This is a genomic window from Saccharopolyspora sp. NPDC000995, assembly GCF_053599315.1.
The window spans coordinates 1-26,349 of record NZ_JBSFLZ010000057.1; the positions used below are offsets into that span (position 1 = coordinate 1).

The following is a 26,349-nucleotide window of genomic DNA, read 5'->3' on the forward strand; positions in this document are numbered from 1 at the left end:
AGCTCAAGCGTCGTGGTGGTGGCACCGGTGCGGCGGCGCTGTGTGGCGGCGGAGGCCAGGGCGATGCCCTGATCCTGCACGTCCCCAAGGCCTGATCCGACCCGGACCGACCCTGAGATCGACCCGGAGATCCCGCACCGATCGTGATCAACTAGCTGCGGCGTGGCTACCCTTGACGGCATGAAGTGGCTTCCAGGGGGATGGCAACGAGCCGACCGGGTCGAGCATGAGCGGGCGACTGTCCCGGCACACCCCCGTGGCACCGCCCGCTACACCTCGGAGCGCGCCGGTCCGCCGGAGCCCGCGACCCGGGTGCAGCCCGGCGGCGGGCACCGGCCGACGCTGCTGGGCGCCGACGCGCACGACGTCGACGTCAGCGCCAGCAGCTTCAAGGCGCTGCTCATCGGCGGCGGCATCAGCGGGCTGCTCACCGTGCTTATCGCGGCAGTGCTGGTCAACAACGGCAACAGCGTCGGCATGTGGATCTGGCAGCTCGTCTTCGGCGTGATCTTCCTGTGGTTCATCACCGCCTCCCGCGGCATGCTCAACAGCCGAGGCTTCCTGTTCGACCGCAGCGGTTTCTACGCCCGCACCCGCGGCGAGGTGTTCGGCATCGCGTGGGACGAGATCAAGGCCGTCGGGATCGGCACGCTGCCCTGGGTGCAGCACCGGCGCCCGGTCGCACCGGAGCGGCGCCGGGCGCTGGAGCTCTACCCAGCGGATCCGGGGTTCGCGACGCGGCACCCGGAGCTCGAACGTTGGCGGGTGGAGGAGGCCCCGTCGCTGCCGGGGCTGCCCGGCGAGCGCTACCGGTTCCACCTGCCGTCGTTCAGCCGACTGCCGAAGGAACTGGAAGGGGCGGTGCAGGCGATCGCCCCGCAGAAGTGGGTCGGCCAGTACAAACGGCAGCTCCCGCCACCGCAGTCCTGAGCGCGGCTACCAGCCGAGGCTGTCCATCGGATCCGCTGAGGTCAGTGCCGGGTCGTCGGTGGCGAAGGTGCGGGCCACCCCGCGCCCGCTGACGGCGGTTTCGAACCGGATGGTGACCCGGCCGTGCCCGGCGCCCTGCACCCAGCCGTGCCCGAACTCGTCGTGCCGCACGTCGTCGCCCGCCCGCCAGTGCCGGCTCGACGGCTTCATGTGCGGCTCGGCGACCGGCTGCGCGATGGGAACCGGGGCTTCCTGCCGGTCGGCGGGGTTGTCGAACAGCGGCTCCTGCTCGGAGGTCGCCAACCCGGAGTAGGAGACGCCGACCAGCCGGACCGGGGTGCCCGGCGCAACGGCGACGGGCAGCAGCCGCCGCGCCGCGGCGGAGAGCGCGCCGAGATCGCTGGTCGCCGACGCGAACGTTTCCGCGCGGCTGATCGTGGTGAAGTCGCAATCCCGGATCTTGATCGTCACGGTGCGGGCGGCGCGCCCCGACGAAACCAACCGGCGGTGCGCGGACTCGGCCATCCCGGCGACCTCGGCCTGCAGCCTCACCTGGTCGGAGATGTCGATGTCGAACGTCGTCTCGGCGCTGACCTGCTTCGTTTCGGCGCGCTCGGCCACCGGATGCTCGTCGATGCCGTGCGCGAGCCGGTGCAGTTCGGTGCCGTGCGCCTGCCCGAGCAGCGACGTCACGTCGCCCAGCCGCAGTGCGGCGAGCTCGCCGATCGTCTGGACGCCGATGCGGTGCAGCTTCGACTCCGTCACCGGCCCGATGCCCCACATCTTGCGTACCGGCAGCCCCGACAGCAGTTCGAGCTGCTGCTCCGGCGGCACCACGAGCATCCCGTCCGGTTTGGCCAGGCCCGAGGCGATCTTGGCGAGCTGCTTGCCGGAACCCGCGCCGATCGATGCGGTCACTCCGACCTCGCGGTGCACCCGCGCGCGCAGCCCCTTGGCGAAGTCCTCCACCCGCGGCGTGGCAACTCCCGTGAGTTCGGTCGGTTCCAGGAACGCCTCGTCGACCGAAACCTGCTCGACGACGTCCGAAACTTCCCGGACGATGCCCAACACCCGCTTGCTGACGGCCTGGTAGACGCGGAACCGGGGCGGGAGCACCACCGCGACCGGGCAGCGACGACGGGCCTCGGCCATCGACATCGCGGAACGCGCGCCGAACTCCCGAGCTTCGTAGCTGGCGCCGGCGACGGTGCCGCGAGGGCTGAGCCCGCCGACGAGCACCGGGCGTCCCCGGACGGTGGGGCGGGTCAGCTGCTCCACGGACGCGAAGAACGCGTCCATGTCCATGTGCAGCACCCACCTCGGCATGCACGTAATTCAACGGGATGCGTCTGACATCTGCCGTCGCGGTGCCTCCCCGGTCTGGCCTGCGGGCGGCAGGTCCCCTTCAGCGCTCAATGCGGCCCGACGTCGTGAGCGGTGCCATCGGCGATGGCTCGGAGTTGTCCAGGTTGGCCACGTTGTGGATGGTGGTGATGCGGCCGTCGGGGTCGAAGCCGAAGGTGACAGTGGCGACCACGCGGCCCGATCCGCTGAACACGATGCCCGGCCCGCCGTTGATCTCGACGAGTTCGGCGTTGTTGTCGGCGGGCTCGACGCCCCTGGTAAATGACGGTGCTGATGGTGGCGAACCAGCCGGCTACCGTGCCCGCGCCCACGACCGGAGGCAGGGCCTCGCGGACCTTTCCGCCGCCGTCGGTCCACAGCGTGACGTCTGGGGACAGCAGCTCCATGAGCGTGTTGATGTCGCCACCCGTTGTGGCGGCGGAGAACCGCTCGGTGATCTCCTGCTGCTGCGCCCGGTCGGCGGTGAAGCGCGGTCGCCGGGCCTTCACATGCTCGCGGGCGCGGTGCGCGGCCTGGCGCACTGCGGCTTCGGAACGCGCGGCCGGTCAGACAAATCCGGCGCGGGCTGACATCGGGGCGCATGAACTGCACCACCGCGTCGTGCCGTCCCAAGCTCACCGGCGTGTGGTAGTAGCCGAAGCGAAAGGCCTTGGGCTGCTTGCCCTTCAGCGCCCGGACGACCAACAACGCGGCGTGCACACCGGTCGGCATGCCGCCTGGCAGGTGCCGTGCATGACGCCGTAGCCCTGGCGGATCGCGGCCACGTCGCCCACCGCGTACACCTCCGGGTGCGACACCGGGTGCGAAACCGAAGACAACATCGGCGGCGATGTTATCCCCGCCCGCCAGCTCGTTAAATGGAGCAAGGGGGACGCTGCGTGTAATTGAGACGACCTGCTACGAGCCTGTGATGCCCTGGTGTTGCGCGGTCTGGGCTCAGTCGTCTGCCGGACCAGCCGTCTCGTCCTGCTCGTCGGCCGCCAGCCGCTCGCGCGGCGCGAGGACAACCACACCGCTTTCCAGGTCCAGCGGTCCGCGGGGCTCGTGATCGCGCGAGATGCCGGTCTGATCGCCCTCGTGCTGCAGCTTCCGGCCGGGGAAGAGTTCGCCGTATTTGCCCATGCGTCCAAGGTAGTCCGCGAACCGGTGCTCACCCGGGGGTCGGAGCCGGCCCCGGCACCGACCCCCGGGGGATCAGCAGCGGGACTTGTAGAAGTACTGCGCCTGCTGGTCCATGTTGTCGCGGGTGATGGCGATCATCTCGGTCCGGGTCTCCCGCTCGACCGGTTGGCCCTTGACCGCCGCGATCGCGCGCTGGACGCCTTCCTGGCCGATCTTGCCGGGGTTCTGGGCGATCAGCGCCTGGACCCGGCCGTTGCGCAGGTCGTCCACCTGCTTGGGGCTGGCGTCGAAGCCGACCAGCTGCACCTGCCCCGACTTGCCCGCGTTGGAAAGCGCGGTGGCGGCGCCCTCACCGGTGTTGAGGTTTGTGCCGAACACGCCGACCAGGTCCGGCGTCGCGGCCAGCGTCGACGACACGATCTGCGCGGCCGTGGCCGGTTCGTTCTCGGTGTACTGGGTGGGCAGCAGCTTCAGGTTCGGGTGCTTGGCGATCTCCTCCTCGAAGCCTTTGGCCCGCTCGTCGGTGGTGGAGGTGCCCGCCTTCGTGTTCAGCGCCAGCACCGATCCCGGCTTGCCGCCGACCAGCTTCGCAAGGGTCTGCGCGGCCAGTTGGCCGCCCGCGTAGTTGTCGGAGGAAAGCGAGGTGACCGCGATGGAGCGGTCCTCCAGTGCGGTGTCGACCTCGACGACCTGGATGCCGTTGCTCTTGGCCTGTTGCAGCGGCGCGGCCAGCGCCTTGTCGTCGGTGGGCGCGATGATCACCGCGCCGGGCCTGGTGCTGACGATGCCGCCCAGGATCTGCGACTGCTCGGCCTGCTCGAACTTCTCCGGGGCCTGCGTGTTCAGCCGGTAGCCCTGCGTGGCGGCCTCCTGCTGCGCCGCGCATTCGATGGATATGTAGAACGGCTCGCCGCGCATCCCGGTGATCAGGGCGAGGTTGTTGTTGTTGGGGTCGGTCTGCCCGCTGCCGGTGTCGCCGATCTGGCCGGATCCGCAGCCGGCCAGCAGCACCGCTCCCAATGCCAGCGCGGTCTTGTGCGTTCTCATCAGGGGTCTACCTCCACACGCCGTTGTGCCGATGATCGATCGGTCAGCGGTTGTTTCGTGCCCGCCGTCTGCGCTGGTCCAGCCATACCGCGGCGACCAGGACCGCGCCGACCGCGATCGGTTGCCAGAACGGCCGCACCCCGGCCATCACGAACCCGGCGTCGAGCACCGCCGGGATGAACACGCCGATGACGCTGCCAACGACGGTGCCGATGCCGCCGAACAGGCTGGTCCCGCCCAGCACGACGGCCGCGATCGCGTTCAGGTTGTCGTTGCTGTGGCCGCTGATCGTGGTGGTGCCGAAGTAGGCCAGCGACATGAACCCGGCCAGCCCGGCCAGCACTCCGGTCAAGGTGTAGATGGCGACGAGGTGGCGGGTGACCTTGATGCCGCTGCGACGGGCGGCCTCGGCGTTCGAGCCGATCGCGTAGGTGTAGCGGCCGAAGGCCGTGGTGTGCAGCAGCCAGAGCGCCAGCAGTGTGATCACCGCGGCGAGGATCACGAGGTTCGGAACCACGACGAACGATGTGCCGGTGCCGAGGGTCTTCCGCAGCGCGCTGGGCACGGTGCGCACGTCGATGCCGTTGGTGAGCAGCTGGGCGGCACCGAGTGCCGCGCCGAACGAGCCGAGCGTGACGATCAGCGCCGGGACCCGGGCGACGGCCACGAGTAGGCCGTTGAGCAGGCCCCACAGCGCGCCACCGACCAGCGCGACCAGCAGGCCGATCAGAATCACGCCCCAACCGGCGTTCGTGGCGTCGCCGCCGCTGAGCCATTCCATGGTCATCGCGGACACGACGCCGGCGAACACCAGTACCGAACCCACCGACAGGTCGATGCCGGAAGTGATGATCACGAAGGTCATGCCGACGGCGAGCATCAGCAGCGGCGCCGCCTGCACCAGCAGGTTCTGCACGTTGAACAGGGTGGGGAAGGCGTCCGGGCGGATCGCGCTGAACAGCACGCACAGCGCGACGAGCACCATGCCCGTCCACAGCGTGTTCGAGGCGGTCAGCCGTGCACCGAGGCTCTTGGCTGGCGCGGCCGCCTCCTCATCCACAGTGGATTTCTGGGTTCTCTGCTCGGTGGGCATCAGCTCCCGTCCTCCTGCGACAGCGCACCGGTCATGGCGCCGACCAGGTCTTCCAAGGTCGCCTCCGCGGCGCTCAACCGCGCCACCCGACTGCCGAGGCGCAACACCTCGACGCGATCCGAGACCGACAGGACCTCTGGCATGTTGTGACTGATCAGCACCACAGAGATGCCAGTATCGCGGACCCGGCGGATCACGTCCAGCACGCGTTCGCGCTGCACCACACCAAGTGCGGCGGTGGGCTCGTCCATGAACACGAGCTTGTCCGCCCATGCGACCGAGCGCGCCACGGCGACGCTCTGCCGCTGCCCACCGGACAGCGAGCCGATCGGCACCGAAAGGTCTTGCAGCGAAACGCCGAACTTGGCGAACTGCTCGGCGGCCTGCGTGCGCATCTTTGTCTTGTCCAGCATGCCCAGCCGACCGAGCAGTCCGGGCCGCCGGATCTCGCGGCCCAGGAACAGGTTCGCGGCCGGGTCGAGGTCCGGCGCCACCGCGAGATCCTGGTAGGCGGTCTCGATGCCGTGCGCCCGGGCGGCGCCGGGGGAGTCGAGCGTCACCGGCTTGCCGGAGACCAGGATCTGCCCCGAATCCGGCTGCTCGACCCCGGAAAGGCATTTCACCAGCGTCGACTTGCCCGCGCCGTTGTCCCCGACGAGGGCAACGACCTCGCCCGGATGGACCGTGAACGACGCGCCGCGCAGAGCCTCCACGCTCCCGTAGCGCTTGACCAGGTCGCGAGCCTCCAACAGCGCTTCGGTCATCTCGGGCTCCCGGCGGACGGCGGGCGGCAGTGCACCACCGTGAGGTCTCCGTCGAGCTGGGCGGCCCCGGCGGAATGCGGGACCACGGCGGTACTGCCGCGGTGCAGCGGCAAGTCGACGCCGCCGGAGCGCAACTTCCCGCTGCCGTCCAGCACGACGAGCACGCCGAAGGACGGTTCGAGCTCGACGTTGCCGTGTACCCGGTCGGCGCGGAAGAACGGGGCGGCGTCCGCGGCCAGCAGTGGAACCCGCGGGGCGACCTCGTCCGCGGTGCGCTTGATCAGCGAGTTCAGCACCGAATCGGCGAAACCTGATCGGTTGAGCGTTTCGAGTGCGGTCCGCCGGTCCAGGCCGAGGAACGCGCCCTCGGCATCGGCCAGGAACCCCTGCCACTCCAGCGTTATCGAGAAGTCCGTCGGCTGCTGCAACTCGACGATGAACACGCCCTCACCGATGGCGTGCGGCGTCCCGGCGGGAACGTGCACGGTGTCGCCTGGCCGAACGGGGATCTCGTTGAGCGAACCGAGCATCGCCGAGGAATCCTGGGTGGCCACCCACTCGGCGACCACCTCCGGCGCGACGTCCTCGCGGAAACCCAAGTACACCACCGGGTTCGCGCCGGACGTGCCGACCACGATCCACGCCTCGGTCTTGCCGAACCGAGAACCCAGGTGCTGCCGGGCGAAGGCGTCCGAAGGATGGCAGTGCACCGGCAGCCGCTGCCCCGCGTCCAACAGCTTGACCAGCAGCGCGGTGCTGTCGCCGAAGGCAGCCACGTGCTCGGCGCCCAACCACCACTCGGGGTCGGCGGTCACCGCGTCGCGCAGCCAACGCCCGTCCGGCAGACGCGACAGACCCGACTCGGCCTGGCCGAAGCGCGTCGTGGTGGATGCGACCCAGTCCTCCGGGCCGAACTCCTGGTCGTCGCCTCCGCCGCGCAGCGCGGCGATCGACGCACCGCCCCGGTAGAACTGGCGGGGCTGGTTGGACGGCAGGGCGATCGCGGACGCCGGGCCGGTCTGATCATTGTGGACAGAACTCAACGTGTTACCTCTCCGGAACCTCTTGCCAGCAGCCGAGTGGGAACGACCGTGCGACGTGGTGGGGTGCGGTCGCCGTCCAACCGCGCGAACAGCAACTCCGCCGCCGACCGCCCCAGCGCCCACGTGTCGTGGGTGACCACGCTGATCGGCGGATCGAGGAGGTCGGCGAGCTCGAAGTCGTCGAAGCCGACGAGCGCCGGGCGCGACGGCTGACCGACCAGCGCTCGCAGGGCGTGGATGGTGATCCGGTTGTTGCCGGTCACCAGTGCTGTCGCGCGCCGCAACGCGGAACGCAATGCCTGCGCCACCGACTCGTCGGTGTGCGGGCCCATCAGGACCAGGTCGGGGGAGAACGGCACCCCGGCCTGCGCGCAACCTTCCCGGAAACCGCGCAACCGCTCGGCGGCCGTGTGGATTTCTGGGGCATCGCCCAGGAACGCGATCTCCCGGTGGCCGTGCTCGGCCAGGTGGCGCGCGGCGAGCGCGGTGCCGCCAGCGTTGTCGATCAGGACGGTGTCGGCGCCGAGGTTGCCCGGCGGCCGGTCCACGAACACCACCGGTGTCCCGGCGTTGATCTCGTGCGCGATGTACCCGTGCTGGTGGCCGGCGGGAACCACGAGCAGACCGTCGACCCGGCGAGCGCAAAACTCCAGCACCAGCTCCCGTTCCCGAGCCGGGTCCTCATCGGACGAACCGGTCAGCACCTGCTTGCCCTGCACCCGCGCGACTTCCTCGACCGCGCGGGTCAGCACCGAGTAGAACGGGTTTGCCAGGTCTTCCAGCACCAGGCCCAGCGTGCCGGTCCCGGTGCCCCGGCGGAGGTTGCGGGCGCTGAGGTTGCGGCGGAACCCAAGCTGGTCGATGGCGGCCAACACCCGCTCCGCGGTCGCCGGATGCACGCCGTTCTCGGCGTTGACGACCCGGGAAACGGTCTTGATGCTCACGCCCGCCAACCGCGCCACATCGTTCATCGTGGCGCGTCGGACGTTCCCGGATTCAGACAACGTTGTCATGACGAGCGGTATTGGATCGCGACCCGCCGACGCCTGTCAATGGCACCGGCAGATTCTGGGTTCACCTGGCCCCGGAAAATCCGCCGATCGAACTAGCACTCACCACCGCGATCCGAGGCAGGAGATAACAGGAAGGTTCCCATCCGCACTCCCGCCGAACCCCGTCCAGCACCGCGCCCACCCGGCCGGAGGATGACAGGAAGGTTCCCAACGCTGCGGTTTTCCCGATCCGCGGTGACAGGAAGGTTCCCTTGCTCGCCCCCGGGCGGGGCTCGAAGGGAAGGTCGCCGAACCCACAGGCCGGTCAAGTCGGCGGACGGCGGCATTCGGCGCGGCCGAACGCCGCGACGGGGTGTCGAAAACCGGACAAGAACGGCGATCCGCATTGACCTCGGTGGTGTCTGGGACGACGGTGAACCGGCACGGCTTGACAAGGTTGTCTAGTGCTAAGGAGGAGGCGGCAATGCCCTGAGGCGTGCCCAGGATGTCCATACTGCGTTTGATGGGCGGCACGGCTGTCGCAGGCGGACTGCTGACCGCCTCACCGACGGTGGCATCGGCACAGCGGAACTGGGAACCGGTCGCCGAAGCGGTCCGCCGCGAATACCTGTGGGCATGGCAGCACTACGGCGAGCGGGCCCTGGGCGCCGACCACATCAAGCCGATCTCCGGCAGCCGCGAAGACTTCTTCGTCCAAGGCCACTCCATCGGGCTGAGCCTCGTCGAGGCGGTCGACGCGCTGTGGCTGATGGGCGCTGACGCGGAAGTCCAGCAGGCTGTGCAGTGGATCAAGGGAGTTTCGACGGCGATGCGCCATTCCAAGTGTTCGAGACCAACATCCGGATGTTCGGAGGGCTCGCCGCCGCTTACCACTACACTGGCGAACAACTGTTGCTGGACTGGCCGTAGACATGGCCGACCGGCTGCTGCCCGCCTTCACCGATTCCCCGACCGGCCTGCCCTACCGCTACGTGAACCTGGCGACCGGCGCGGTCAGCCGCCCGGAGACCAACATTGTCGAGGTCGGCACCTACATCGCGGAGTTCGGCGTCCTCTTGGAGTGGACCGGCGACCGGTGCTACTTCGACCTCGCCAAGCAGGCCATGCGAGTCGTCTAAGACGAGCGCACCGAACTCGGGTTGCTGCCGCATGACATCCACGCCGAGACCGGCGAGTGGCGCAACCGCCAGGCCACTATCGGCCCGCCGGGGGATTCCTACTACGAGTACCTTTGGGACGGGTATGCGCGGTTCGGCGACGAGGAACTGCGGCAGTGGGGCGACACGCTCACCGACGCGATCCTGGCACATTAGGCGAACGCCGCCAGAACCTGCTGTGATTCCCGCAGGTCGACGCATTCACCGGGGAAATCCTCAGCCGCGAGTAGAGCGTGCTCGCCTCGTCCTACAGGCCTGCTCGGTGAGTCCGGCCGGGTCGCGGAGGGCCGCGCCTACCACGATGCGTTCTGGCCCGAGAGCACGAAGGTGCCGTCGGCGTGGTGCCGCTCCACGAAATCGAGGTGCGTCGAGACGAACGGTGCGGTCTCCCGCTCGGAAGTCGTGTGCCGCAGCAAAAGCAGGTGCAGCATGCCGTCCCTTCCAATTCCTCCCGCAGAACCGACCACATCCTGGCACCGGTCGATCACCGGCGGCCCGCGGACGCAAGCATGGGAACGTTCCTGTCACCCAACCCGCAGCGCAGCGAGAAAGCCTTCTGCCAGCAAGCGGGTGCGTGCAAGTAAGGGAACCTTCCTGCCACGGCGCTGGGTGAGAAGCGCAGCAAGGGGACCTTCCTGCCAGCCCACCCCCACTGCGGAGTGGAGCATGGGAACCTTCCTGTCAGCGGTTCCGCGGCGGATTGCTGGCTAATCTGGGCTCATGGCTGATCATGTGCAGGTCGTGACCACAACCGACTCGGAGCAGGCGGCCGCCGAGCTGGCTCGCGGCGTCGTCGAGGCGCGGCTGGGGGCGTGCGTGCAGGTGGTGCCCATACGCAGCTTCTACGTGTGGGAGGGCGCGGCGCGGGACGACGCCGAATGGCAGCTGCAGATCAAGACCTCCGCCGGGCGGCTCGCCGCGCTGGTCGAGCAACTCCGGACCAGTCACAGCTACGACGTGCCGGAGATCATCGCCACGCCGATCGTCGGCGGCAACCCCGACTACCTGGCCTGGGTCGACGACCAGACCCGCGCATAACAACAGACCGGGGTCGGTGTGATCGGCGACACCCGGCACACTCGCAGGGGAGTGCCGTTGGAACGGAAGTGGGTTTGACGTGCCGCGTACGTATGCCGGATGGTTCCGGGCGGTGGCGATCGCCGAGGCGTTCTCGTGGGTCGGTCTGCTGGTGGCGATGGCGTTCAAGTACGGCCTGCAGCAGCCGCTCGGCGTGACGATCATGGGCTGGATCCACGGGCTGGTGTTCACCGCCTACGTGGTGACCTGCCTCGTCGTGTTCAGCTCGCTGCGCTGGCGGTTCGGGGTGCTCGTCCTGGCGCTGGTGGCGTCGATCCCGCCGCTCGCGTCGGTGTGGTTCGAGCGCTGGGCGAACCGTCGCGGGTTGCTGGCCGAATCGGATTCGGACGAGCCGACGTTCTGGGGCCGGGTCCGGTACGCGCTGCGTGAGTTGAACTAACTCAGAAGTCCCCGGCCGCGTGCCGCACTTTGCCGAGCAGTTCGGTGAGCTGCTGGGTCTGCCGGTCGGTGATCCCGCGCAACCCGAAGTCGATCTCGGTGACTGACTGGGTCGCCTTCTTCATCAGGTCCCGGCCGTCCTCGGTGATCTCCACCAGGGTGGTGCGCCGGTCCGTGGGGTGCGGCACCCGCCGGACCAGGCTGTCCTGCTCCAGCCGGTCGACGATGTTGGTGACGCTGGTCGGGTGCAGCTGGAGCCGGTCGCCCATGACGCGCATCGGGAGGCTGCCGCGCCGCGAGAAGGTAAGCAGGACCAGCGCCTCGTAGCGGGCGAACGTCAGGTTGTGCGGTCGCAACGCGCTGTCGACCGCCGATTGCAGGATCTGCTGGACCCGCATCACGCTCGTCACTGCGGCCATCGTCGTCGACGGGCCTACCCGGTCGGCCCAGGTCTCGGCCGCGCGAGCGATGGGGTCGAAGGGCAGTGGGCTACGGGTGCTCATGGTGTTCGACGCTAGCAGCGGTTACCGGCGAGTTCACCGCTGTGGTGCTGAGGCGGCCGAAATCAGCGGAACCGCCGCAGTGATGGGCATGATCGTGTCGACCGTCGGACGGCGGTGCGGGCGGAATGGAGGAGTAGACGTGCTGGTTGCGTTCAGCGTGGCCCCGAGCGGGGTCGGGGACAGCGACAGTGTCAGCGAAGCGGTCGCGGCCGCGGTCAAGGTGGTGCGGGAGTCCGGGCTGCCGCACGAGACAACCTCGATGTTTACCACGATCGAGGGAGAGTGGGACGAGGTGATGGACGTGGTGAAGCGCGCTACCGAGGCCGCGTCGGCCAACGCGCCGCGCACCAGCCTCGTGCTGAAGGCCGACATCCGTCCCGGGCACACCGACCAGCTGCATGCGAAGGTGCGCCGGATCGAAGAGTACCTGCGCGGGGAGTAGGCGCAGCGCAAGACCGGGGGCGGCTTCGTAGGCGCCCCCGGTCCGGTGTTGCTGTGGTCAGAGCCCGGCCTTCGCGTGATCGACCATCGGCGCGTTGACGCAGTTGTTGACCTGCGGTGACAGGACCGGTACGACGATGCCGATCAGGGCGCCGACGTTGTTGCCGCACAACTGCGCCGGGGCGGCGCTGATGTTGTTGTCGTCGACCGCGTTGATGCCGTCGTTGTCGGCGCTGTCCGCGAACGCGGCGCTGCCGAGGGTCAGGACGCCGAGGGCGGCGGCACCGGCGACACCCGCAACACGGGTAGCAATACGCACTGTTTCGTACCTCTCGTTGAACAACTGGCTGAAGGTCCCCCATTTGGAGGCCCCGCAGACCCGCGAGTAAACAACCGTCCCTCGCGGGCTCCGCCTTCCCCTTCGGTGATCGGGTTTGCCGAACCTTAGGGCTGAACCGGCTTCGCCACCTGTTCGAGCGACATTCGTTCAATGCTTCGGTTTGATCTAGGGACTTCGTTGGCGTGTCGATTTTGGTTGCTCGGTGTCGTGGGCCGCGGAACATTCACCGCCCAGCCGTCACAGCGGTCAGTGGGACGTGTCAGGATGGAGATGTGACGAGGCCGGATCCACGCCAGAACGCAGCAGCTATATCCGCCGCGATGGCGGGTGCAGTCGACCTGTCGGCCCTGAAGAATCGGGCCGAAGCAACCGCTAGGGCCGCCAGTCAGGCGCCCGCAGCCAACGGCGGAAGCGGTGTGGGGTCGGCGACCGCTGCGGTGAGTGATGTGACCGAGGCCACCTTCCAGGCCGAGGTCGTCGAGAAGTCCATGCAGGTGCCCGTGGTCGTCGACCTCTGGGCGACTTGGTGCGGTCCGTGCAAGCAGCTCTCCCCGCTGCTCGAACGACTCGCCCGGGAGGCCAACGGCGCCTGGGTGCTGGCCAAGATCGACGTCGACGCGAACCCGCGCATCGCGCAGTTGTTCCAGGTGCAGTCGGTGCCCATGGTGATCGCCATCGCCGGTGGGCAGCCGGTGGACGCCTTCGCCGGTGCCCTCCCGGAAGCGCAGATTCGCCAGTGGATCGACTCGTTGCTGAACGCCCTACGCGACCAGATGCCCGGCATCCGCGCCGCCGAAGAGGGCGTCGAACCGGCCGCCGAGGAGGAGCCCGAGGACCCGCGGTTCACCGCCGCCGAGGACGCGCTGGAGCGCGGCGACTACGCCGCCGCCGAGGCGGCCTACCAGAAGATCCTCGCCTCCGAGCCGAACAACGAGCAGGCCAAGGCGGCGCTGTCGCAGGTCCGCTTCACGGCGCGCGCCGAACAGGCTGACCCGGCCGCGATCGAGCGCGCCGACGCGGCCCCGGAGGACATCGACACCCAGCTTGCCGCCGCCGACGCGGAGGTCGCCGTGGGCCGGGTTCCGGAGGGCTTCGACCGGCTGATCCGCGCGATCAAGCGCACCTCCGGCGACGACCGGGACCGGATCCGTCGGCACCTGATCGAGATGTTCGAGGTCTTCCCGGAAAGCGACGACCGGGTCGCGGCAGCCCGCAGGGCGCTCGCCAGCGCCCTGTTCTGAACCCAGGACACATGGGGAGCGGCGATTTCGCTCGAAATCGCCGCTTTTTACTTTTCCTGGAGATGGGCCGCCTCCGCGCCCAGCCGGCTCGGGGTACGCCGGCAATCGGTTAGGCGATCAGCCTGTCGCGCAATGCAGTCAGCTCCGCCGCGGAGATCCCGCCGGAGCGCAGGTGCCGCCATGTCGCGCGAGGTCGCGGCCTCGCGGATCAGTTCGTCCTCGCTGGTGCCGTGCTGGGCGATGAGCTGCTTGATCTTCGAGGTGTCGTCGCCCAGCCCCACCCGGGCGCACAATTCGGCGCGGCGAACTTGGCTGAGCGCGTAGCCCGAGGCGATGTCCGCCGGTTCAGCGCCGACCAGGGCCAGCAGCACGACAACGATCAGGCCGGTGCGGTCCCGGCCACCGCCGCAGTGCACCGCCACACCGCCCGGCTCGGCCCGCGTGATCGCGCCGCACACTTCCGCGATCCGCTGCGGGAACCGGTCCAGGAACGGCTGGTAGTAAAGCGGGGTGCAGGAAATCGCGCCGCCCATTGCTCCCAGAACTCGGTGTCCGAGTAGTCGTCGAGCAGCAGGCGCACCGTCGTCAGCTCTGGCGGCCGCAGGGCCGCGTCCGGCTCGCGTTCGTCTTCCCCGTGAGGTCGATGATCGTGCGGATGCCGTGCCGCTGGAGCGCCGACCAGCCTGCATCTGTGAACCGCGGCTGGTACTTACTAGCGAGCCACCGCACCCCAACGGGTTTTCCGCCCCGCGCCCACGCTGAGACCGCCCGAGGTCCCGTGCGTTGAGGAGGCCGCAGTCACGACTCCGATCGAGTGGCATGTCCGTGGGACGCCCGTGACCGGTTCGGGTTGTTCCGACGAAAAGAAGAGCGGTGTCGTCCCGATAATCCGGGACGACACCGCAGGTTCCGTCAGCTCAGCCGCCGTACTTGGTGCTGCACGGGGCGAATCCCTCCTGGACGCCAACTCGGAACGCCTCCACCCGCGCGAACCCGACGGGCACCTGGTCGCCGTGAACGTTCGCCGCGATCAGACTGTCCTCGCCAAGCAGCGCGGACACCCCCTCGTCAATGTCGTCCGGCACGATCCGCAGGTTGCCGACGGGGTTGCGCTGCCCAATCGGGTCCTCGACCAGCAGCCCGCTCCACGAACCGACCATGCAGGCGGTGCGCAGGCCGGCGGCCTCATCGTCCAGCGGCAGGCCCGCGGCCTTCTGCACCGACAGCGCATACCTGGACGCCACCTGGGCGTAGGCGGCGAAATCGCCGTAGCCGCTGGTGTCCCCGCTGTTGCTCGGCGGTTGAGCGATCTTCTGCAGGGCGGGAATGTCCAACGAGATCGTGTTCGTGCTCGGGCAGTAGGACGCAGGTGAGGTGGCCTGCTCGCGACCGCACGGCTTCAGCTCCGTGACGATCTTGGGTGGCTCGGCGCCGGTGTCGCGGAACACGGTGCGCAGGCTCTGCTCCACCTCGTTGAGGCTCTTCCGGTCCACCGGGAGATCGGTGTCCTGCTTCTGGATCGGCTTCCACGCCTGGAAGAGCGTGGTGCGCTTCTGGACGTCGCTGAAGTCCATCTTGGCGCAGCGCTGCGGGCCCTCGCTGAATCCGAACTGGAACGCCGTGACCCGGTCGAATGCGGATCCGTGCGCGCTTCCGTCCCGGAAGTCGGAATCACCCGGGGAGTCCCGGATGAAGTTCAGCACGCCCATGACCTGGTTGAGGCCTTTGCCGGTGGAAACCTGAAAATACGCAGAAGATCCCTCGGCGACGTGCCGGAAGTACGCGCCGGTGAAGCAGTCCGCCTGCTGCTCCAGCACGATCACCTGGTCGTTCGAGGTGGCCGTGCCCGCGCGGTGCTGCACGGCGTGCCCCATCTCGTGCGCGAGCACCGTCACCACGGCCATCGGCCCGAAGCTGTTGTTGAGCTCCGGTAGAAGGGTGCTGCGGTCCCACGCGATGAAGTCCTCCGGCGGGCAGTAGAACGCGTTGACCACGCCGGCGGTGTTCTCCCCGCACAGTTGGATGCCGGGGCCGCCCGGGTCGTAGGACACCAGCCGCTTGACCGGCTGGAAGCGCTTGCCGGGGAATGCCTTTGGGAAGGTCTCGGTCCAGTAGGTGTCGATGTCGGCGACCGCGTTGCGCGCGAGCTTGTCCATCGCGCCGTTGTCGGTGCCCTCCACTGGTAACGACGACTCCGGAGCGCCGTTCTTGGGGCCGCTGGGACCGTTGCTTGCGGGCAAGCCGGCGACTTCGGTGGTCGAATAGCCGCCGAGCGTCGTGGGGGTGCCGCTGACCATCTGCGAACACCCGCCGACGAGGGCGATGCATGCGAGCACCGAGACCGCGGTGCCGAGGATCTGTTTCTGTCGTCGGCTTCTTGTCGATACCGGTACCACTGCCGCGCCCCATCCTGCTGACCGAAGTCCTTCTGCCACCGGCCCGGCCCCTGCGCCGCCCGATGCCCGAAGCAGCCTATCGGTTACGAGATCGACCCCACGTGCGATCTCGCCGGATCCCGGGGCGCCGGGTGACAGGAAGGTTCCCTTGCTCACGTCGGGCCGTGGACGGGATGACAGGAAGGTTCCCTTGCTCACGTCGGGTCGTGGCCGTCGGGCCGTGGTCGGGACCGGGGAGTTTCCCGGCGGAGCTCGGGTTCTTGATGCAGGCGGCAGGTTGTAAGTGGCGTGCTTGCGGTTGAATGAGAGCACCGACAGGATTCGTAGCGATGAACCAGCAGGCCACACGAATTTGACTTGCGAGATGCCGGCATTTGGTGCCGAAAACGATTTGACGTGCGCGAAGAAAACCGCGTGCTGCCTGTACCGCACCCGGAATTGATCTCCGTAAACCGCCACGTACAGTGATCTTCATTAGTTCGTACGTGCAGACGGTAGCTATCGGGAAATTCCCGGTAACGTCTATCGCTTGCGTGTCTCCCGAACTGGCCGACGCGGCCTATTCGTTGAGTGGGACAGTTGCCGGTGGGTGTGGAACTACTGCGTCGCTGTCTCTCGCGAAGCGAACCGCAATGGCGAGAAGTGCGGTCCCGCGCACTTGGACAAGCTGCTGACCTCGTGGCGCAGAGCACGAGTGGCTGCGTGCTGGAGTCTCAAAGCTGCACCAGAAGCTCGCCCGTCAGCGCCAGCACGCCGCCCGTAAATTGGCTAAGCGGGTGGTGACCGGCCACGATGCGATCGCACTAGAAGACTTCCGCGCCCAAGTTCCTGCCCAAGACCAAGATGGCCCGCAAAGCCGCTGGCCCGGCGATTGTCACGACGGAGACGGCCCTGATCGAGGTGGGGCGCAAGCACAACCGCTTGGTCGTGCCCGTGGACTCCAAACACACGACACAGGACAGCGTCAGCGCGACGCGAGAGCCAGGCACGCGCTACCGCTGTCAGAACGCACCTGCACCTGCACCGCGTGTGGACACGTCTGCCCGCGGGGACAAGAACTCTGCGCGTGTGATGCTCGTCCGGGCTGGGCTGTACCCGGCTGGTGTCGAGAGCAGAAGACCCAATCGTTCGCTGGACGATCGAGCACCTTGAGCCAGGAAATCCCATTATGCCGACAGCGGCGGGACGAAGAATCCCTCGAGCCTGGCGACGGGAACAGTCAAGTCGCGGGGAAGTGGAGCATCGCAACATCCAGGGCATCATCCGGCGGATGCTCACGCTGAACCCGCGGAAGTTGGAGCGCGGCGGGCTGCTCGTCCGCACCGGCCACCCGACCGTTCCGCCGAAGGCGGAGTACGAGCTCACGCCGATGGCGCGCGAGCTGCATGGGACGCTGGCCGGGCTGGTTGGGCCGGGCGGAGCGCCACCGGCCCGGGATCGTCCGGGCGCGCGCCGCTTACGATGCGGAGTCCTGATCAGCCACAGGCCGCCGCGCCGTCGAGCGCTCCGGTGCGGAAGGCCGCGATCCGGTCGAATCCCGTCAGGGAGTTGGTGCCGTGCGCGTCGCGGGAGACGTCATCGGAGTCGAGCGTGATCGTGACGGCCTCGTCGACGTCGCCTGCCGACAGCGCGGGTTGCGCAGCCGTGTATGCGCCGGTGAGGCAGGCGATCTGCTTGCCCGCCGCAGCTCCGGTGGTGGGGCGGCCGAGTTCGGTGAGGGCTGCCACCGCGAATCGGGAGGCGAGCAGCGTGGTGACGGCCTGGTCGCCGACGCTGCGATGCGGCTCGGCCAGCGCTGCTCGGTTGAGGACGATGGTCGGAGGTTTTGCGCAGAACTGTGCAGCGCCAGTCGTTTCGGGACATCCGGGCGCGGATCGGACGGCAGGCGCGGTCCACCGCCCGCCGTGCTGCGCGACGAGATCGCCGAAGTAGCCGGAGATGCGATCGGCCCGCAGGACGTCGTCCAGCGGTTCGTTCGGATCGTCCGGCGTCGGTTCCGCCAGCGAGGTTTCGGTCACGTCGGTGCAGTGTCGCGGGCCGTCGAGAAATCCGCTTTGGAAGGCCGAAATGCGGGCGAAGGCGGTGCCGTGGGTGGCGGTGCTGTTCGTGCTCACCGGATCGCGGAATCCGATGAGCGCGCGCATTGCGCGGTCCAGTTGCTCGGAGTTGATGTGCAGGTGCTCGGCGTGGCCGTCCACGACCCAGCGGATGAACGAACCCGAGTAGCAGTCCGCCATCGCTTCGAGACGCATCGGAGCGCCACCGGCATCCAGCCCGGCGCGTCGCTGGACCGCGTGGCCGATCTCGTGCGCGAGCACCACAGCAACCGATGCGTCGCCGTAGTGCTCTCGCAGGACCGGGACCAGGGCTGCGCGGTCCCAGGCAATGGCGTCGACCGTGGCGCAGTAGTACGCGTTGCCTTCGATGTCCTTCACATCGGCCGCGCAGGGCGGCGGGGCGCCGGCGCCATTGGTGTCGACCGAGAAGAAGCCGCCGTCGAGGTCCCTCCAGGGCTTGTCGAACACCGCCGGGTACTGCGCGGCCCAGTACCGCTGGACGTCGGTGACGACCGTGGCCGCGAGCCGGTCGGCGTCGCCCCGGTCGGTGGCGTGCACGAACGACGGGTCGACCGTGTGATCGGCCACAGGGGATGGTTGCGGTGGTGCCCCCGTGCAAGCGCCGGCCATCAGCAAGATCGCCAAGGCCACCAGTCCAATCGCGCGCACGCAGCCAAGCTTCCCATCGGTCACGAGCGGCGACGGGGGTGGCATGTCCGCGAACGGGCCGCCGCGTTCCAAGATATGGTCCGCTGCTGTGAGAGCAGTCCACCGCTTCACCGTGCGTGCCCACCTGCCGGAGCCGTTGAGCGCGCTCGGCACGCTGGCGACCAACCTCCGCTGGGCCTGGCATCCGCCGACCCAGGACCTGTTCGCGGCGGTCGATCCGCAGGTGTGGTCGTCGGTGGGTACGGACCCGCTGCGGCTGCTCGCCGAGGTGCCCGCCGAGCGGCTGCGGCAGCTGGCCGGCGACCAGGACTTCCTGGCGCGAACCCGGGCCGTCGACGACGACCTGCGCCGGTACCTGACGGTGCCACGCTGGTACCAGCAGCGGCAGGACGAGGACGCCGGGTTGCCCGCCTCGATCGCCTACTTCTCGATGGAGTTCGGGCTCACCGAGGCCCTGCCGAACTACTCCGGTGGGCTCGGGGTGCTGGCCGGTGACCACCTGAAGTCGGCCTCCGACCTTGGCGTGCCGATGATCGGGGTCGGGCTGCTGTACCGGTCCGGGTACTTCCGGCAGTCGCTGTCGGCGGAGGGCTGGCAGGTCGAGCACTACCCGGTGCTGGATCCGCGCGGCCTGCCGCTGGAGATGCTGACCGAGCCGTCCGGGCGGCCCCTCCAGGTGCGGGTCGCTATGCCTGCCGGTCGCACCCTGCACGCCCGGATCTGGAAGGCGCAGGTGGGCCGGGTTCCGCTGCTGCTGCTGGATAGCGACCTGCCGGAGAACGACGACGACCTGCGCGGCACCACCGATCGGCTCTACGGCGGCGACGCCGAGCACCGGATCCGCCAGGAGATCCTCGCCGGGATCGGCGGCATGCGCGCGGTCCGCGCGTATTGCGAGCTGACCGGTCACCCGCAGCCCGAGGTGTTCCACACCAACGAGGGCCACGCCGGGTTTCTGGGCCTGGAGCGGACCCGCGAACTGCTGGAATCGCCGGGCCTGCAGTTCGACCAGGCGGTGGCCGCAGTGCGGGCGGGAACGGTGTTCACCACGCACACCCCGGTCCCGGCCGGGATCGACCGCTTCCCGGTCGATTTGGTGCGGCACTACTTCGCCGACGGCTCCGCGCAGGCCCTGCTGCCCGGCGTGACCACGGACCGGGTGCTGGCGCTGGGCGCCGAGGACAACCCGGGCATGTTCAACATGGCCCACATGGGGCTGCGGCTCGCGCAGCGCGCCAACGGCGTTTCCGAGCTGCACGGCAAGGTCATCCGCAAGATGTTCCGCAACTTGTGGCCGGGCTTCGGTACCGAGGAGATCCCGATCCGCTCGGTCACCAACGGGGTGCACGGGCCCACATGGTCGGCGCGCGAACTGGGCAAACTGCTCGGCGAGTCCGAAATGGACAGCGGGGCTGGGCTGCGCGGCATCGAGCCGGTCAGCGATTCGCTGCTGTGGGAACTGCGCTGCTCGCTGCGCCAACGCCTGGTGGACGAGGTGCGCCGCAGGCTGCGCACCGCGTGGCTGCGGCGTGGCGCCTCGGATCTGGAACTCGGTTGGTGCGACACGGTTTTCGACCCGGACGTGCTGACCATCGGCTTCGCCCGCCGGGTGCCGACCTACAAACGGGCCACGCTGATGCTGCGCGACACCGAGCGGCTGCGGGAGCTGTTGCTCGACGCCGACCGCCCGGTGCAGATCGTGGTCGCCGGCAAGTCGCACCCCGCCGACGAGGGTGGCAAGGCGATGATCCAGCAGATCGTGCGTTTCGCCGACCAGCCCGACGTGCGGCACCGCATCGCGTTCCTGCCGGACTACGACATGTCGCTGGCCAAGTACCTGGTATCCGGTTGCGACGTGTGGCTGAACAATCCCGTGCGCCCGCTGGAGGCGTGCGGCACCTCGGGGATGAAGGCGGCCCTCAACGGCGCCCTGAACCTGTCGGTGCGGGACGGCTGGTGGGACGAGATGTTCGACAGCCACAACGGCTGGGCGATCCCTAACGCCGACGGGGTCAGTGACCCGAACCGGCGTGACGACCTGGAATCCGCGGCCCTGTACGAGTTGATCTGCGACCACGTGGCCCCGATGTTCTACGAACGCAACACCGACGGGGTGCCGGGCAAGTGGATGTCGATGGTGCGGCACACCCTGGCGACGCTGGGGCCGCGCGTGCAGGCGGCCCGGATGATCCGCGAGTACGTCGACAACCACTACACGCCGGCCGCGCGGTCGGCGCGGGCCGTCACGGCGGATGACTACCGCGGGGCGCGGGAGATCGCCGACTACCGGGCTCGGTTGCAGGCGGCCTGGACATGGGTGCGGATCAGCGACGCCGAGATGTCCGTCGACGACGGCGGTACTCCGCTGCTCGGCGGGCAGGTCACGGTGCGGGCGCGGGTCGACCTGGCCGGGCTCGATCCGTCCGATGTGGACGTCGAGGTTGTGGTGGGGCGCGTGGACGACTCCGACGTCCTGCACGACTTCGTCACCGAGTCGATGCACCCGGCGGAAGGCGGCCAATATGAAGCGTCGGTGACGCTGCCGCACGCGGGACCTGCGGGCTACACCGTCCGGGTCCTGCCCCGGCATCCGCTGCTGTCCGGGCCCGCCGAACTGGGCAAGGTCGTCCTCGCGAGCTGACCTGTCACTGCCGCGCTACCACCGCGGTCGGCAGCACGGCCAGCAGTGCACCGACCGCCCCCCAGCGCTGCGTACCCGCCGACCGCGAGGACCGCAGTGGAGGCGAGGTTGGCGACTGCGGTTGCGCCCCACACCGCCGCGTCCACGAAGCCTCGATGCCCGCCCGGCATGCTCAAGGTCCGGGTGAGGTCGGTGCTGCACTTGGAGGGCCTTTTCGAACGGCTCGGCGAGCACGGTGAGATGCACTCGTACGTCGTGCTGTTCACCCGGTAAGAGGGCCGACCGGGCGAGTCGCCTCCGGCCGACGCACGCCCGGTCATCGACTCGGTCGGCGGGAGTCGGTGACGCGGGAGCGGTCCGCCGCCTGGAATGCAGTCGGATGGACGTGCGCGGTTGAAGTTCACCCACGGCGCCCACCCGGCCTTGCTCGGGTTGGTTCGGCACTTGGCCGACGTCGAGCGCAGCTGGTTCCGGGACGTGCTCGAGAGAACAGCACGAGCCCGTGGACGCCACGGGAGGCGAGCGAGTTCGCCGACTTCGGCGTCGGCACCACCGATTCGACGAAGCCTTCACGATTCGGCGCTGGGAGTGCGCGCGGTCCCAGCGCCGAATCGTGGCCGCCGCCGAATCCCTCGAGGTCACCGTCGAACACCACGGCGAGGTCGTCTCACTCCAGTATGTCCGCGCGCACATGATCGAGGAATACGCGCGCCACAACGGCCGTACCGACCTGATCCGCGAACGCATCGACGGAACCACCGGGCAGTGATGCGAGTCGCCAACCAGATGGTTGGTCGAAACTGACGGGAGTGATCTCTTTCAACTGGTTGGTTGGTTCGGCGAGTACAGTTCGGGTGTGTCCCGCAGCGCCGAAGCCACCAAAGCCCGGATCTTCGAGGCGGCGATCGCCGAGTTCGCTGCCTACGGTATCGCCGGTGCGCGCGTCGACCGGATCGCCAAGCAGGCGCAGGCGAACAAGCAGCTGATCTACGCCTACTTCGGCAGCAAGGACGCGCTGTTCTCGGCGGTGCTGGAACGAACGATGGATGAGCTGGCCGCCGAGATCCCGATGGGCGGCGACGACCTGCCCGGCTACGTCGACCGCCTCGCCGACTACCACGTCGCGAACCCGCACGTGCTGCGCCTGCTGCTGTGGGAAGCCCTAGAGCGCGGCGAAACCGGCGTTGTCGCCGAGTCCGAACGCGCCGAGCACTACCGGCACCAAGCGGAAGCAGTCCGTCGCGCCCAGGAAAGCGGCAACGTGACCGGCGAGTTCGATCCCGGGATGCTCGCCCTGCTGTCGATCGGTTTGATCAGCTGGCCGCTGGCCGTGCCGCAACTGCGTCGCATGATGCTCGGCGACGCGAAGCCGGCGGATGTGCGGGCGGCGGCTCGAAAGGCCGTCGAGCGCCTCACCGAACCCCGCTGATCGCCCGATTTTCCGCGGCCGGAACGCACTTGGGCCATCCGCGTGATCTTGAAGAGGAGTCGTTGAGAAATTCCGGTGCTGAATCGGTCGCGCACGGTAATTTCCTGGGTGCTTCGGGCCTCGCGGTCCGCCCGGCGACCTGGGGGTTCGAGTGGCTGCCTTCGTCGATTCGGTGCTGAACCTGGTTCTGCTCGCGGCATTGGCCTTCGTTGTGATCGCGGGGCTGTCCCTGTGGCAGCGCCGGTGGCCGAAGACGCCCCCGTTCGCCCGGCCCCGCGGCACCAGCAGCACGCAGCTCCGCCCCGACGCCAACGCCGACTTCTTCCACGACCGGGGATTCCTGTTCCTCCGCCGGTGGTTCTTCGTCGGCACCGGCTGCCCGCCGACGCGCATCGACCGGCGACGGCTCGACGGGATGCGCGTCGAGCAGCTGAACCGGCCGGTGCGCGTGGCGTCCTCCGGCGACCGGATGTGGTGGTGGTTCGAGGGCTCCTTCTACTGGGAGTCGGGTGGTTACTCGGCGCAGGACGTCGTCGCCCTCGTGCGGGACCGGCAGCGCAAGGAGAAGGCCAGGCTGGACCGCGCACACCTGCTGCTCAAAACCGATGTGCGCTCGCCCGGCCGCCGCCCGGCGATCCCGCGCGAGATCAAGAGGCGGGTGTTCCAGCGCGACGGCGGACGGTGCGTCCAGTGCGGCACCGACTTCGAGATCCAGTACGACCACATCATCCCGATCGCGCTCGGTGGCAGCTCGACCGAGGAGAACCTCCAGCTGCTGTGTGCCCAGTGCAACCAGTCGAAGGGCGCGAACCTCTGAAAACTTCACCGGTTGGTTAGAGCCACGGTTTCCGGTGCGCGGAACGCGAACTTGCTGCTGCGACTGGCCGTCAGATGTTGGCGCGGAAGGTGCGTCGGTAGGCCAGCGGCGAGACACCGATCGCGGTGTGCAGGTGTTGGCGCAGCGATGCGGCCGTCGCGAAGCCGACCTGCGTGGCGATCTGCGATCTGGTCAATCGACAGGTCGCTGGATTCCAGCAGGTGGCGGGCCCCGGCGACGCGCTGCTGGATGATCCACCGGCCGGGGCTGAGCCCCACCTCGTCGCGGAACCGGCCGGGCGAACGTGCGGCCGCTCACGCGCGCGTGCTCGGCGAGATTGGCCAGCGTCAGCGGCAGGTGGAGGTTCGCGGTGGCCCAATCCCTGGTCGGCGCGGTGCCGTTCTCGGACGGTTCGGGGACCGGCTGCTCGATGTACTGCGCCTGGCCGCCATCGCGCCACGGCGGCACAACGCATTTCCGCGCCACTTGGTTGGCCACCTCGCTGCCGTGGTCCGCGCGCACGATGTGCAGGCACACGTCGACACCGAAGGCCGCGCCCGCGGAGATCAGCACGTCGCCGTCGTCGATGAAGAGCACGTCCGGGTCCAGCCGCATGGCGGGGTACATCCGCCCGAAACGGCTTGACCAAGCACCAGTGCGTGGTTGCCGGCCGGCCGTCGAGCATTCCGGCCGCGGCGAGGACGAACGCGCCCGTGCAGATGGAAACTATGCGGGTGCCCGGGCGGATCAGTGCTAAGGCGTCGGCCACCGGCTGCGTGAGTTCTGCGGCGATCTTGGTCAAGTCGTACGGCGGATCACGACGGTGTCGGCCGCGCGCAGTTGCAGTCCGGGCAACGTGTCCTGATCCACGCGGCCGCTGGTGGGGTCGGCGACTTCGCCGTGCAGATCGCCAAGGCGCGAGGTGCGCACGTGATCGCGACGGCCAGCGCGGGTAAGCACGAATTCCTGCGAGGCCTGGGGCGCTGACGATCTGATGGACTACCGGGAGGTCGATTTCGCGGACGTCGTCAGCGATGTAGATGCCGTGCTGGACACCATCGCGGACGACACCCGCGCCCGTTCCCTGCGGACTCTCAGGCGCGGTGGAGTCCTGGTATCCATCCTGCCGTTCGGGCGGGAGACGATCGCCTCCGAGGCGGAACGGCTTGGAGCGCGGGTGGAGCTGATGCTCGTCGAGGCCGATCAGGCGGGCATGCGCGCGGTCGTCGAACTCGTCGAATCCGGACGACTGTATGCGGAGATCGCCGGTGTGTTCCCGCTGGCGGAGGCGGCCAAAGCGCACGCCCTCGGCGAAACCAACCGCGCCACCGGGAAACTGGTGCTTTCGGTGGAGTGATGCAGCGCGATCACGCCACGGAAAGCCGCTCGCGGGTCTCGACGACCCTCGGCGACCACGGGGCCAACTCCTCGGCCTTGGCCAACGCGATCCGCGCGGCGGCGTTGTCGTGGCACGCCATGTGTGCGCGGGCGAGCGTGACGAGGTCGTCGGCGCGGGATAGTGGTGAGTGGTTGTAGTCGGCGCCGGTCGTGGCGAGGCGGACGGCGCGATCCGCTTCGCCCTCGATCAGCGCGAGCAGTCCGCTCGCACCGCTGAGCTCGAACTCCGGGAAGCCGAGCCGGATCGCGTCGTCGAGGGCCTTCTTCGCGGTCGGCAGCAAGGTTTCCGCAGGCAGCTGACCGGCTTCCACAGCCTTGAAACCGAGGCCCGCGAGGCCCGCCAGCACGTAGGACATCTTGCGCGGTGGGAGTTCGTCTTTCTCCGACAGGAACTTCAGTATCAGCAGAACCCCCGGCGCGTATTCGCCGCGAGACTCCATCACGGCGGCCTGGCAAGAGATCGTGGCGTTCAAACCCGGGTACTTCGTGGCGAGTTCATCAGCATGCGTCTGCGCGCGTTCGATGGCGCCTTCGCGCAGCGCCTCGAAAACGCGGGCGGTCATCGGTGCGGCGAGGAAATCGGCGCGTTCGGGGTCGCGCATGCGCGGCAGAGAGAAGAGCAACCAGCCGGTCGAGGTGGTCAGCGGAACCCGCCTCGGCCACAACTTGTAGAGCATGAGCGGCGTTGTGGCGAGCATGAAACCGCGGCCGAAAGGACCGGCGGCGAGCAACCAGCCGACCACGACGACGGCGACGCCGACTAGCGCCGACAGCAGGCCCGCCAGCCAGCAACGCAGGATCACCGGGGAACACCACGGACCGATCTGCGAACGCAACGTAACCGGCAGCCAGCGGATCGTGAAGGTCACCCGGCCGATCCGCCACGACGCGACCTCCCGCATCGCGCCGAACACCACCTGCCGGACCCGCAGCCCGAAAATCACCGAGCCCACGAGCAAACCCAGCTGGGTAGCCATCGGCAGCAAGATCACCCCGGCTAGGGAACCGAGCCAGCCGACGGCGGTGCCGCCCGGGCCAGTGCCCGCGACCAGTTCCACGGCCGTTACTGCGACCGCGCCCACGATGGCGGTCACGACCCAAGGGCGGAACAAAAGATTCTGAGCTCGCACAAGGATGGAAGCGTACGGGACCAGGCCGCGCCCGATGTGCCGTTTGGGCAGGTCGCCGACCGGGAGTGCAGTCGGGCGCTGAGGCACCGCGACGTGCTTAGGGGCCCTGACCAGGAGTTGCGCGTTGCTGACGAGGCGGCACATTGCCAGGCCGGGGGAGGTGCCCGATTTGATCTACTGCGTGTCGGCGCCGCTGGGAATTCCCGAATTCCCGCGATCGTTGATCTAGTTTCACGTCCACAGTCGACTCTTGTGGCTGCGCGGTTTGCCGCCACCG

General features: G+C 68.7%; 29 protein-coding genes and 4 pseudogenes. 15 read left to right on the forward strand and 18 right to left on the reverse strand.

Annotation, left to right across the window (positions count from 1 at the left end; all coding sequences use genetic code 11):
* Positions 1 to 162 precede the first annotated feature (162 nt).
* A complete protein-coding gene (locus tag ACWDKQ_RS19390) occupies positions 163 to 930 on the forward strand; it encodes a hypothetical protein (RefSeq protein WP_450140132.1) in 768 nt (255 codons plus the stop codon).
* Positions 931 to 936: 6 nt separating this feature from the next.
* On the opposite strand, the gene ACWDKQ_RS19395 is transcribed toward ACWDKQ_RS19390, so the two are convergent.
* Both ACWDKQ_RS19395 and ACWDKQ_RS19400 read right to left on the reverse strand, forming a co-directional pair.
* On the reverse strand, positions 937 to 2,256 hold the full coding sequence (locus tag ACWDKQ_RS19395; RefSeq protein WP_450140133.1) for a DNA polymerase IV: 1,320 nt from the start codon (positions 2,254 to 2,256) through the stop codon (positions 937 to 939).
* Between the two features lie 79 nt (positions 2,257 to 2,335).
* On the reverse strand, positions 2,336 to 2,467 hold the full coding sequence (locus ACWDKQ_RS19400) for a hypothetical protein (protein WP_450140134.1): 132 nt from the start codon (positions 2,465 to 2,467) through the stop codon (positions 2,336 to 2,338).
* On the opposite strand from ACWDKQ_RS19400, the gene ACWDKQ_RS19405 reads away from it, so the two are divergent.
* The gene (locus tag ACWDKQ_RS19405) at positions 2,457 to 2,864 is read left to right on the forward strand and encodes a hypothetical protein (RefSeq protein WP_450140135.1); all 408 of its coding nucleotides are present in this window, start codon (positions 2,457 to 2,459) and stop codon (positions 2,862 to 2,864) included. The two genes, ACWDKQ_RS19400 and ACWDKQ_RS19405, sit on opposite strands and share 11 nt — an antisense overlap.
* A 96-nt stretch (positions 2,865 to 2,960) precedes the next feature.
* Here ACWDKQ_RS19405 and ACWDKQ_RS19410 read toward each other — a convergent pair whose 3' ends face one another.
* The 7 genes from ACWDKQ_RS19410 to ACWDKQ_RS19440 all read right to left on the reverse strand — a co-directional run bounded on the left by ACWDKQ_RS19410 (position 2,961) and on the right by ACWDKQ_RS19440 (position 8,335).
* Complete coding sequence (locus ACWDKQ_RS19410; protein WP_450140136.1) at positions 2,961 to 3,116, reverse strand: hypothetical protein; 156 nt, start codon at positions 3,114 to 3,116, stop codon at positions 2,961 to 2,963.
* Positions 3,117 to 3,231: 115 nt separating this feature from the next.
* Positions 3,232 to 3,417 carry a hypothetical protein gene (locus tag ACWDKQ_RS19415; protein ID WP_450140137.1) on the reverse strand — a complete coding sequence of 62 codons (186 nt, stop codon included), beginning with the start codon at positions 3,415 to 3,417 and terminating at the stop codon, positions 3,232 to 3,234.
* Between the two features lie 72 nt (positions 3,418 to 3,489).
* Positions 3,490 to 4,464 (reverse strand): ABC transporter substrate-binding protein, encoded by a 975-nt coding sequence (locus ACWDKQ_RS19420; protein WP_450140138.1) that lies wholly within the window; start codon positions 4,462 to 4,464, stop codon positions 3,490 to 3,492.
* Positions 4,465 to 4,507: 43 nt separating this feature from the next.
* Positions 4,508 to 5,557 (reverse strand): ABC transporter permease, encoded by a 1,050-nt coding sequence (locus ACWDKQ_RS19425; RefSeq protein ID WP_450140139.1) that lies wholly within the window; start codon positions 5,555 to 5,557, stop codon positions 4,508 to 4,510.
* A complete protein-coding gene (locus tag ACWDKQ_RS19430; protein ID WP_450140140.1) occupies positions 5,557 to 6,321 on the reverse strand; it encodes an ATP-binding cassette domain-containing protein in 765 nt (254 codons plus the stop codon). Before ACWDKQ_RS19430 ends, ACWDKQ_RS19425 begins: the two co-directional genes overlap by 1 nt.
* On the reverse strand, positions 6,318 to 7,364 hold the full coding sequence (locus ACWDKQ_RS19435) for a class I mannose-6-phosphate isomerase (protein ID WP_450140141.1): 1,047 nt from the start codon (positions 7,362 to 7,364) through the stop codon (positions 6,318 to 6,320). Before ACWDKQ_RS19435 ends, ACWDKQ_RS19430 begins: the two co-directional genes overlap by 4 nt.
* The gene (locus tag ACWDKQ_RS19440; RefSeq protein WP_450140142.1) at positions 7,361 to 8,335 is read right to left on the reverse strand and encodes a LacI family DNA-binding transcriptional regulator; all 975 of its coding nucleotides are present in this window, start codon (positions 8,333 to 8,335) and stop codon (positions 7,361 to 7,363) included. Before ACWDKQ_RS19440 ends, ACWDKQ_RS19435 begins: the two co-directional genes overlap by 4 nt.
* Before the next feature lie 544 nt (positions 8,336 to 8,879).
* Here ACWDKQ_RS19440 and ACWDKQ_RS19445 point away from each other — a divergent pair.
* A pseudogene (locus ACWDKQ_RS19445) lies at positions 8,880 to 9,690 on the forward strand (glycoside hydrolase family 47 protein).
* A 137-nt stretch (positions 9,691 to 9,827) separates the two neighbouring features.
* On the opposite strand, the gene ACWDKQ_RS19450 reads toward ACWDKQ_RS19445, so the two are convergent.
* Positions 9,828 to 9,965 (reverse strand): hypothetical protein, encoded by a 138-nt coding sequence (locus tag ACWDKQ_RS19450; RefSeq protein ID WP_450140143.1) that lies wholly within the window; start codon positions 9,963 to 9,965, stop codon positions 9,828 to 9,830.
* 289 nt (positions 9,966 to 10,254) lie between these two features.
* On the opposite strand from ACWDKQ_RS19450, the gene cutA reads away from it, so the two are divergent.
* A complete protein-coding gene (gene cutA / locus ACWDKQ_RS19455) occupies positions 10,255 to 10,572 on the forward strand; it encodes a divalent-cation tolerance protein CutA (RefSeq protein ID WP_450140144.1) in 318 nt (105 codons plus the stop codon).
* A gap of 79 nt (positions 10,573 to 10,651) precedes the next feature.
* Positions 10,652 to 11,011 carry a DUF3817 domain-containing protein gene (locus ACWDKQ_RS19460; protein ID WP_450140145.1) on the forward strand — a complete coding sequence of 120 codons (360 nt, stop codon included), beginning with the start codon at positions 10,652 to 10,654 and terminating at the stop codon, positions 11,009 to 11,011.
* Between the two features lies 1 nt (position 11,012).
* Here the strand turns inward: ACWDKQ_RS19460 and ACWDKQ_RS19465 are convergent, their stop codons facing one another.
* A complete protein-coding gene (locus ACWDKQ_RS19465; protein ID WP_450140146.1) occupies positions 11,013 to 11,513 on the reverse strand; it encodes a MarR family winged helix-turn-helix transcriptional regulator in 501 nt (166 codons plus the stop codon).
* 139 nt (positions 11,514 to 11,652) lie between these two features.
* On the opposite strand from ACWDKQ_RS19465, the gene ACWDKQ_RS19470 reads away from it, so the two are divergent.
* Positions 11,653 to 11,955: an MTH1187 family thiamine-binding protein gene (locus ACWDKQ_RS19470; RefSeq protein WP_450140147.1), complete on the forward strand. Its 303-nt coding sequence runs from the start codon at positions 11,653 to 11,655 to the stop codon at positions 11,953 to 11,955.
* Between the two features lie 57 nt (positions 11,956 to 12,012).
* Here ACWDKQ_RS19470 and ACWDKQ_RS19475 read toward each other — a convergent pair whose 3' ends face one another.
* Complete coding sequence (locus ACWDKQ_RS19475; protein ID WP_450140148.1) at positions 12,013 to 12,273, reverse strand: hypothetical protein; 261 nt, start codon at positions 12,271 to 12,273, stop codon at positions 12,013 to 12,015.
* Positions 12,274 to 12,614: 341 nt separating this feature from the next.
* Between ACWDKQ_RS19475 and ACWDKQ_RS19480 the strand changes: the two genes are divergently transcribed.
* Entirely contained in the window at positions 12,615 to 13,535 is a 921-nt protein-coding gene (locus ACWDKQ_RS19480) for a tetratricopeptide repeat protein (protein ID WP_450140167.1), read from the forward strand.
* 47 nt (positions 13,536 to 13,582) lie between these two features.
* Here the strand turns inward: ACWDKQ_RS19480 and ACWDKQ_RS19485 are convergent, their stop codons facing one another.
* Together ACWDKQ_RS19485 and ACWDKQ_RS19490 are read right to left on the reverse strand one after the other, a co-directional pair.
* Positions 13,583 to 14,068 carry a tyrosine-protein phosphatase gene (locus tag ACWDKQ_RS19485; protein ID WP_450140149.1) on the reverse strand — a complete coding sequence of 162 codons (486 nt, stop codon included), beginning with the start codon at positions 14,066 to 14,068 and terminating at the stop codon, positions 13,583 to 13,585.
* A gap of 384 nt (positions 14,069 to 14,452) precedes the next feature.
* On the reverse strand, positions 14,453 to 15,832 hold the full coding sequence (locus tag ACWDKQ_RS19490; RefSeq protein WP_450140150.1) for a neutral zinc metallopeptidase: 1,380 nt from the start codon (positions 15,830 to 15,832) through the stop codon (positions 14,453 to 14,455).
* A 1,342-nt stretch (positions 15,833 to 17,174) separates the two neighbouring features.
* Between ACWDKQ_RS19490 and ACWDKQ_RS19495 the strand changes: the two are divergent.
* Positions 17,175 to 17,406 (forward strand): annotated as a pseudogene (locus ACWDKQ_RS19495) (winged helix-turn-helix transcriptional regulator); the annotation flags it as partial.
* Here the strand turns inward: ACWDKQ_RS19495 and ACWDKQ_RS19500 are convergent.
* Positions 17,407 to 18,576, reverse strand: a complete 1,170-nt coding sequence (locus ACWDKQ_RS19500) for a peptidase (RefSeq protein WP_450140151.1) — start codon at positions 18,574 to 18,576, stop codon at positions 17,407 to 17,409.
* Between the two features lie 169 nt (positions 18,577 to 18,745).
* Between ACWDKQ_RS19500 and glgP the strand changes: the two genes are divergently transcribed.
* The 6 genes and pseudogenes from glgP (at position 18,746) to ACWDKQ_RS19530 (ending at position 23,544) form a co-directional block, all read left to right on the forward strand.
* Positions 18,746 to 21,298 (forward strand): alpha-glucan family phosphorylase, encoded by a 2,553-nt coding sequence (gene glgP, locus ACWDKQ_RS19505; RefSeq protein ID WP_450140152.1) that lies wholly within the window; start codon positions 18,746 to 18,748, stop codon positions 21,296 to 21,298.
* A 108-nt stretch (positions 21,299 to 21,406) separates the two neighbouring features.
* Positions 21,407 to 21,571 carry a hypothetical protein gene (locus ACWDKQ_RS19510; protein ID WP_450140153.1) on the forward strand — a complete coding sequence of 55 codons (165 nt, stop codon included), beginning with the start codon at positions 21,407 to 21,409 and terminating at the stop codon, positions 21,569 to 21,571.
* Between the two features lie 96 nt (positions 21,572 to 21,667).
* Positions 21,668 to 21,799: pseudogene (locus tag ACWDKQ_RS19515) on the forward strand (mycothiol transferase); the annotation flags it as partial.
* Between the two features lies 1 nt (position 21,800).
* Positions 21,801 to 22,067, forward strand: coding sequence for a mycothiol transferase (locus ACWDKQ_RS19520; protein ID WP_450140154.1), 267 nt, complete (start codon positions 21,801 to 21,803; stop codon positions 22,065 to 22,067).
* 87 nt (positions 22,068 to 22,154) lie between these two features.
* Positions 22,155 to 22,727, forward strand: a complete 573-nt coding sequence (locus ACWDKQ_RS19525; RefSeq protein ID WP_450140155.1) for a TetR family transcriptional regulator — start codon at positions 22,155 to 22,157, stop codon at positions 22,725 to 22,727.
* Between the two features lie 151 nt (positions 22,728 to 22,878).
* Positions 22,879 to 23,544: an HNH endonuclease gene (locus ACWDKQ_RS19530; RefSeq protein WP_450140156.1), complete on the forward strand. Its 666-nt coding sequence runs from the start codon at positions 22,879 to 22,881 to the stop codon at positions 23,542 to 23,544.
* 70 nt (positions 23,545 to 23,614) lie between these two features.
* Here ACWDKQ_RS19530 and ACWDKQ_RS19535 read toward each other — a convergent pair.
* Together ACWDKQ_RS19535 and ACWDKQ_RS19540 are read right to left on the reverse strand one after the other, a co-directional pair.
* Positions 23,615 to 24,328: pseudogene (locus ACWDKQ_RS19535) on the reverse strand (GlxA family transcriptional regulator); the annotation flags it as partial.
* Positions 24,329 to 24,342: 14 nt separating this feature from the next.
* Positions 24,343 to 24,504, reverse strand: coding sequence for a hypothetical protein (locus ACWDKQ_RS19540; protein WP_450140157.1), 162 nt, complete (start codon positions 24,502 to 24,504; stop codon positions 24,343 to 24,345).
* A gap of 34 nt (positions 24,505 to 24,538) precedes the next feature.
* Between ACWDKQ_RS19540 and ACWDKQ_RS19545 the strand changes: the two genes are divergently transcribed.
* A complete protein-coding gene (locus ACWDKQ_RS19545; RefSeq protein ID WP_450140158.1) occupies positions 24,539 to 24,901 on the forward strand; it encodes a zinc-binding dehydrogenase in 363 nt (120 codons plus the stop codon).
* 10 nt (positions 24,902 to 24,911) lie between these two features.
* Here the strand turns inward: ACWDKQ_RS19545 and ACWDKQ_RS19550 are convergent, their stop codons facing one another.
* The gene (locus tag ACWDKQ_RS19550) at positions 24,912 to 26,036 is read right to left on the reverse strand and encodes a hypothetical protein (RefSeq protein WP_450140159.1); all 1,125 of its coding nucleotides are present in this window, start codon (positions 26,034 to 26,036) and stop codon (positions 24,912 to 24,914) included.
* Positions 26,037 to 26,349: the final 313 nt, after the last annotated feature.

What these genes read in the sequence shown, in the direction of transcription:
- ACWDKQ_RS19430 (WP_450140140.1), bottom strand. Translation starts at nt 6,321, where the DNA reads ATGACCGAAGCGCTGTTGGAGGCTCGCGACCTGGTCAAGCGCTACGGG.
- ACWDKQ_RS19410 (WP_450140136.1), bottom strand. Translation starts at nt 3,116, where the DNA reads ATGTTGTCTTCGGTTTCGCACCCGGTGTCGCACCCGGAGGTGTACGCG.
- ACWDKQ_RS19465 (WP_450140146.1), bottom strand. Translation starts at nt 11,513, where the DNA reads ATGAGCACCCGTAGCCCACTGCCCTTCGACCCCATCGCTCGCGCGGCC.
- ACWDKQ_RS19490 (WP_450140150.1), bottom strand. Translation starts at nt 15,832, where the DNA reads ATGGTCAGCGGCACCCCCACGACGCTCGGCGGCTATTCGACCACCGAA.
- cutA (WP_450140144.1), top strand. Translation starts at nt 10,255, where the DNA reads ATGGCTGATCATGTGCAGGTCGTGACCACAACCGACTCGGAGCAGGCG.
- ACWDKQ_RS19440 (WP_450140142.1), bottom strand. Translation starts at nt 8,335, where the DNA reads ATGAACGATGTGGCGCGGTTGGCGGGCGTGAGCATCAAGACCGTTTCC.
- ACWDKQ_RS19450 (WP_450140143.1), bottom strand. Translation starts at nt 9,965, where the DNA reads ATGCTGCACCTGCTTTTGCTGCGGCACACGACTTCCGAGCGGGAGACC.
- ACWDKQ_RS19395 (WP_450140133.1), bottom strand. Translation starts at nt 2,256, where the DNA reads ATGCCGAGGTGGGTGCTGCACATGGACATGGACGCGTTCTTCGCGTCC.
- ACWDKQ_RS19545 (WP_450140158.1), top strand. Translation starts at nt 24,539, where the DNA reads ATGGACTACCGGGAGGTCGATTTCGCGGACGTCGTCAGCGATGTAGAT.
- ACWDKQ_RS19415 (WP_450140137.1), bottom strand. Translation starts at nt 3,417, where the DNA reads ATGGGCAAATACGGCGAACTCTTCCCCGGCCGGAAGCTGCAGCACGAG.
- ACWDKQ_RS19420 (WP_450140138.1), bottom strand. Translation starts at nt 4,464, where the DNA reads ATGAGAACGCACAAGACCGCGCTGGCATTGGGAGCGGTGCTGCTGGCC.
- ACWDKQ_RS19485 (WP_450140149.1), bottom strand. Translation starts at nt 14,068, where the DNA reads ATGGGCGGCGCGATTTCCTGCACCCCGCTTTACTACCAGCCGTTCCTG.
- ACWDKQ_RS19425 (WP_450140139.1), bottom strand. Translation starts at nt 5,557, where the DNA reads ATGCCCACCGAGCAGAGAACCCAGAAATCCACTGTGGATGAGGAGGCG.
- ACWDKQ_RS19480 (WP_450140167.1), top strand. Translation starts at nt 12,615, where the DNA reads ATGGCGGGTGCAGTCGACCTGTCGGCCCTGAAGAATCGGGCCGAAGCA.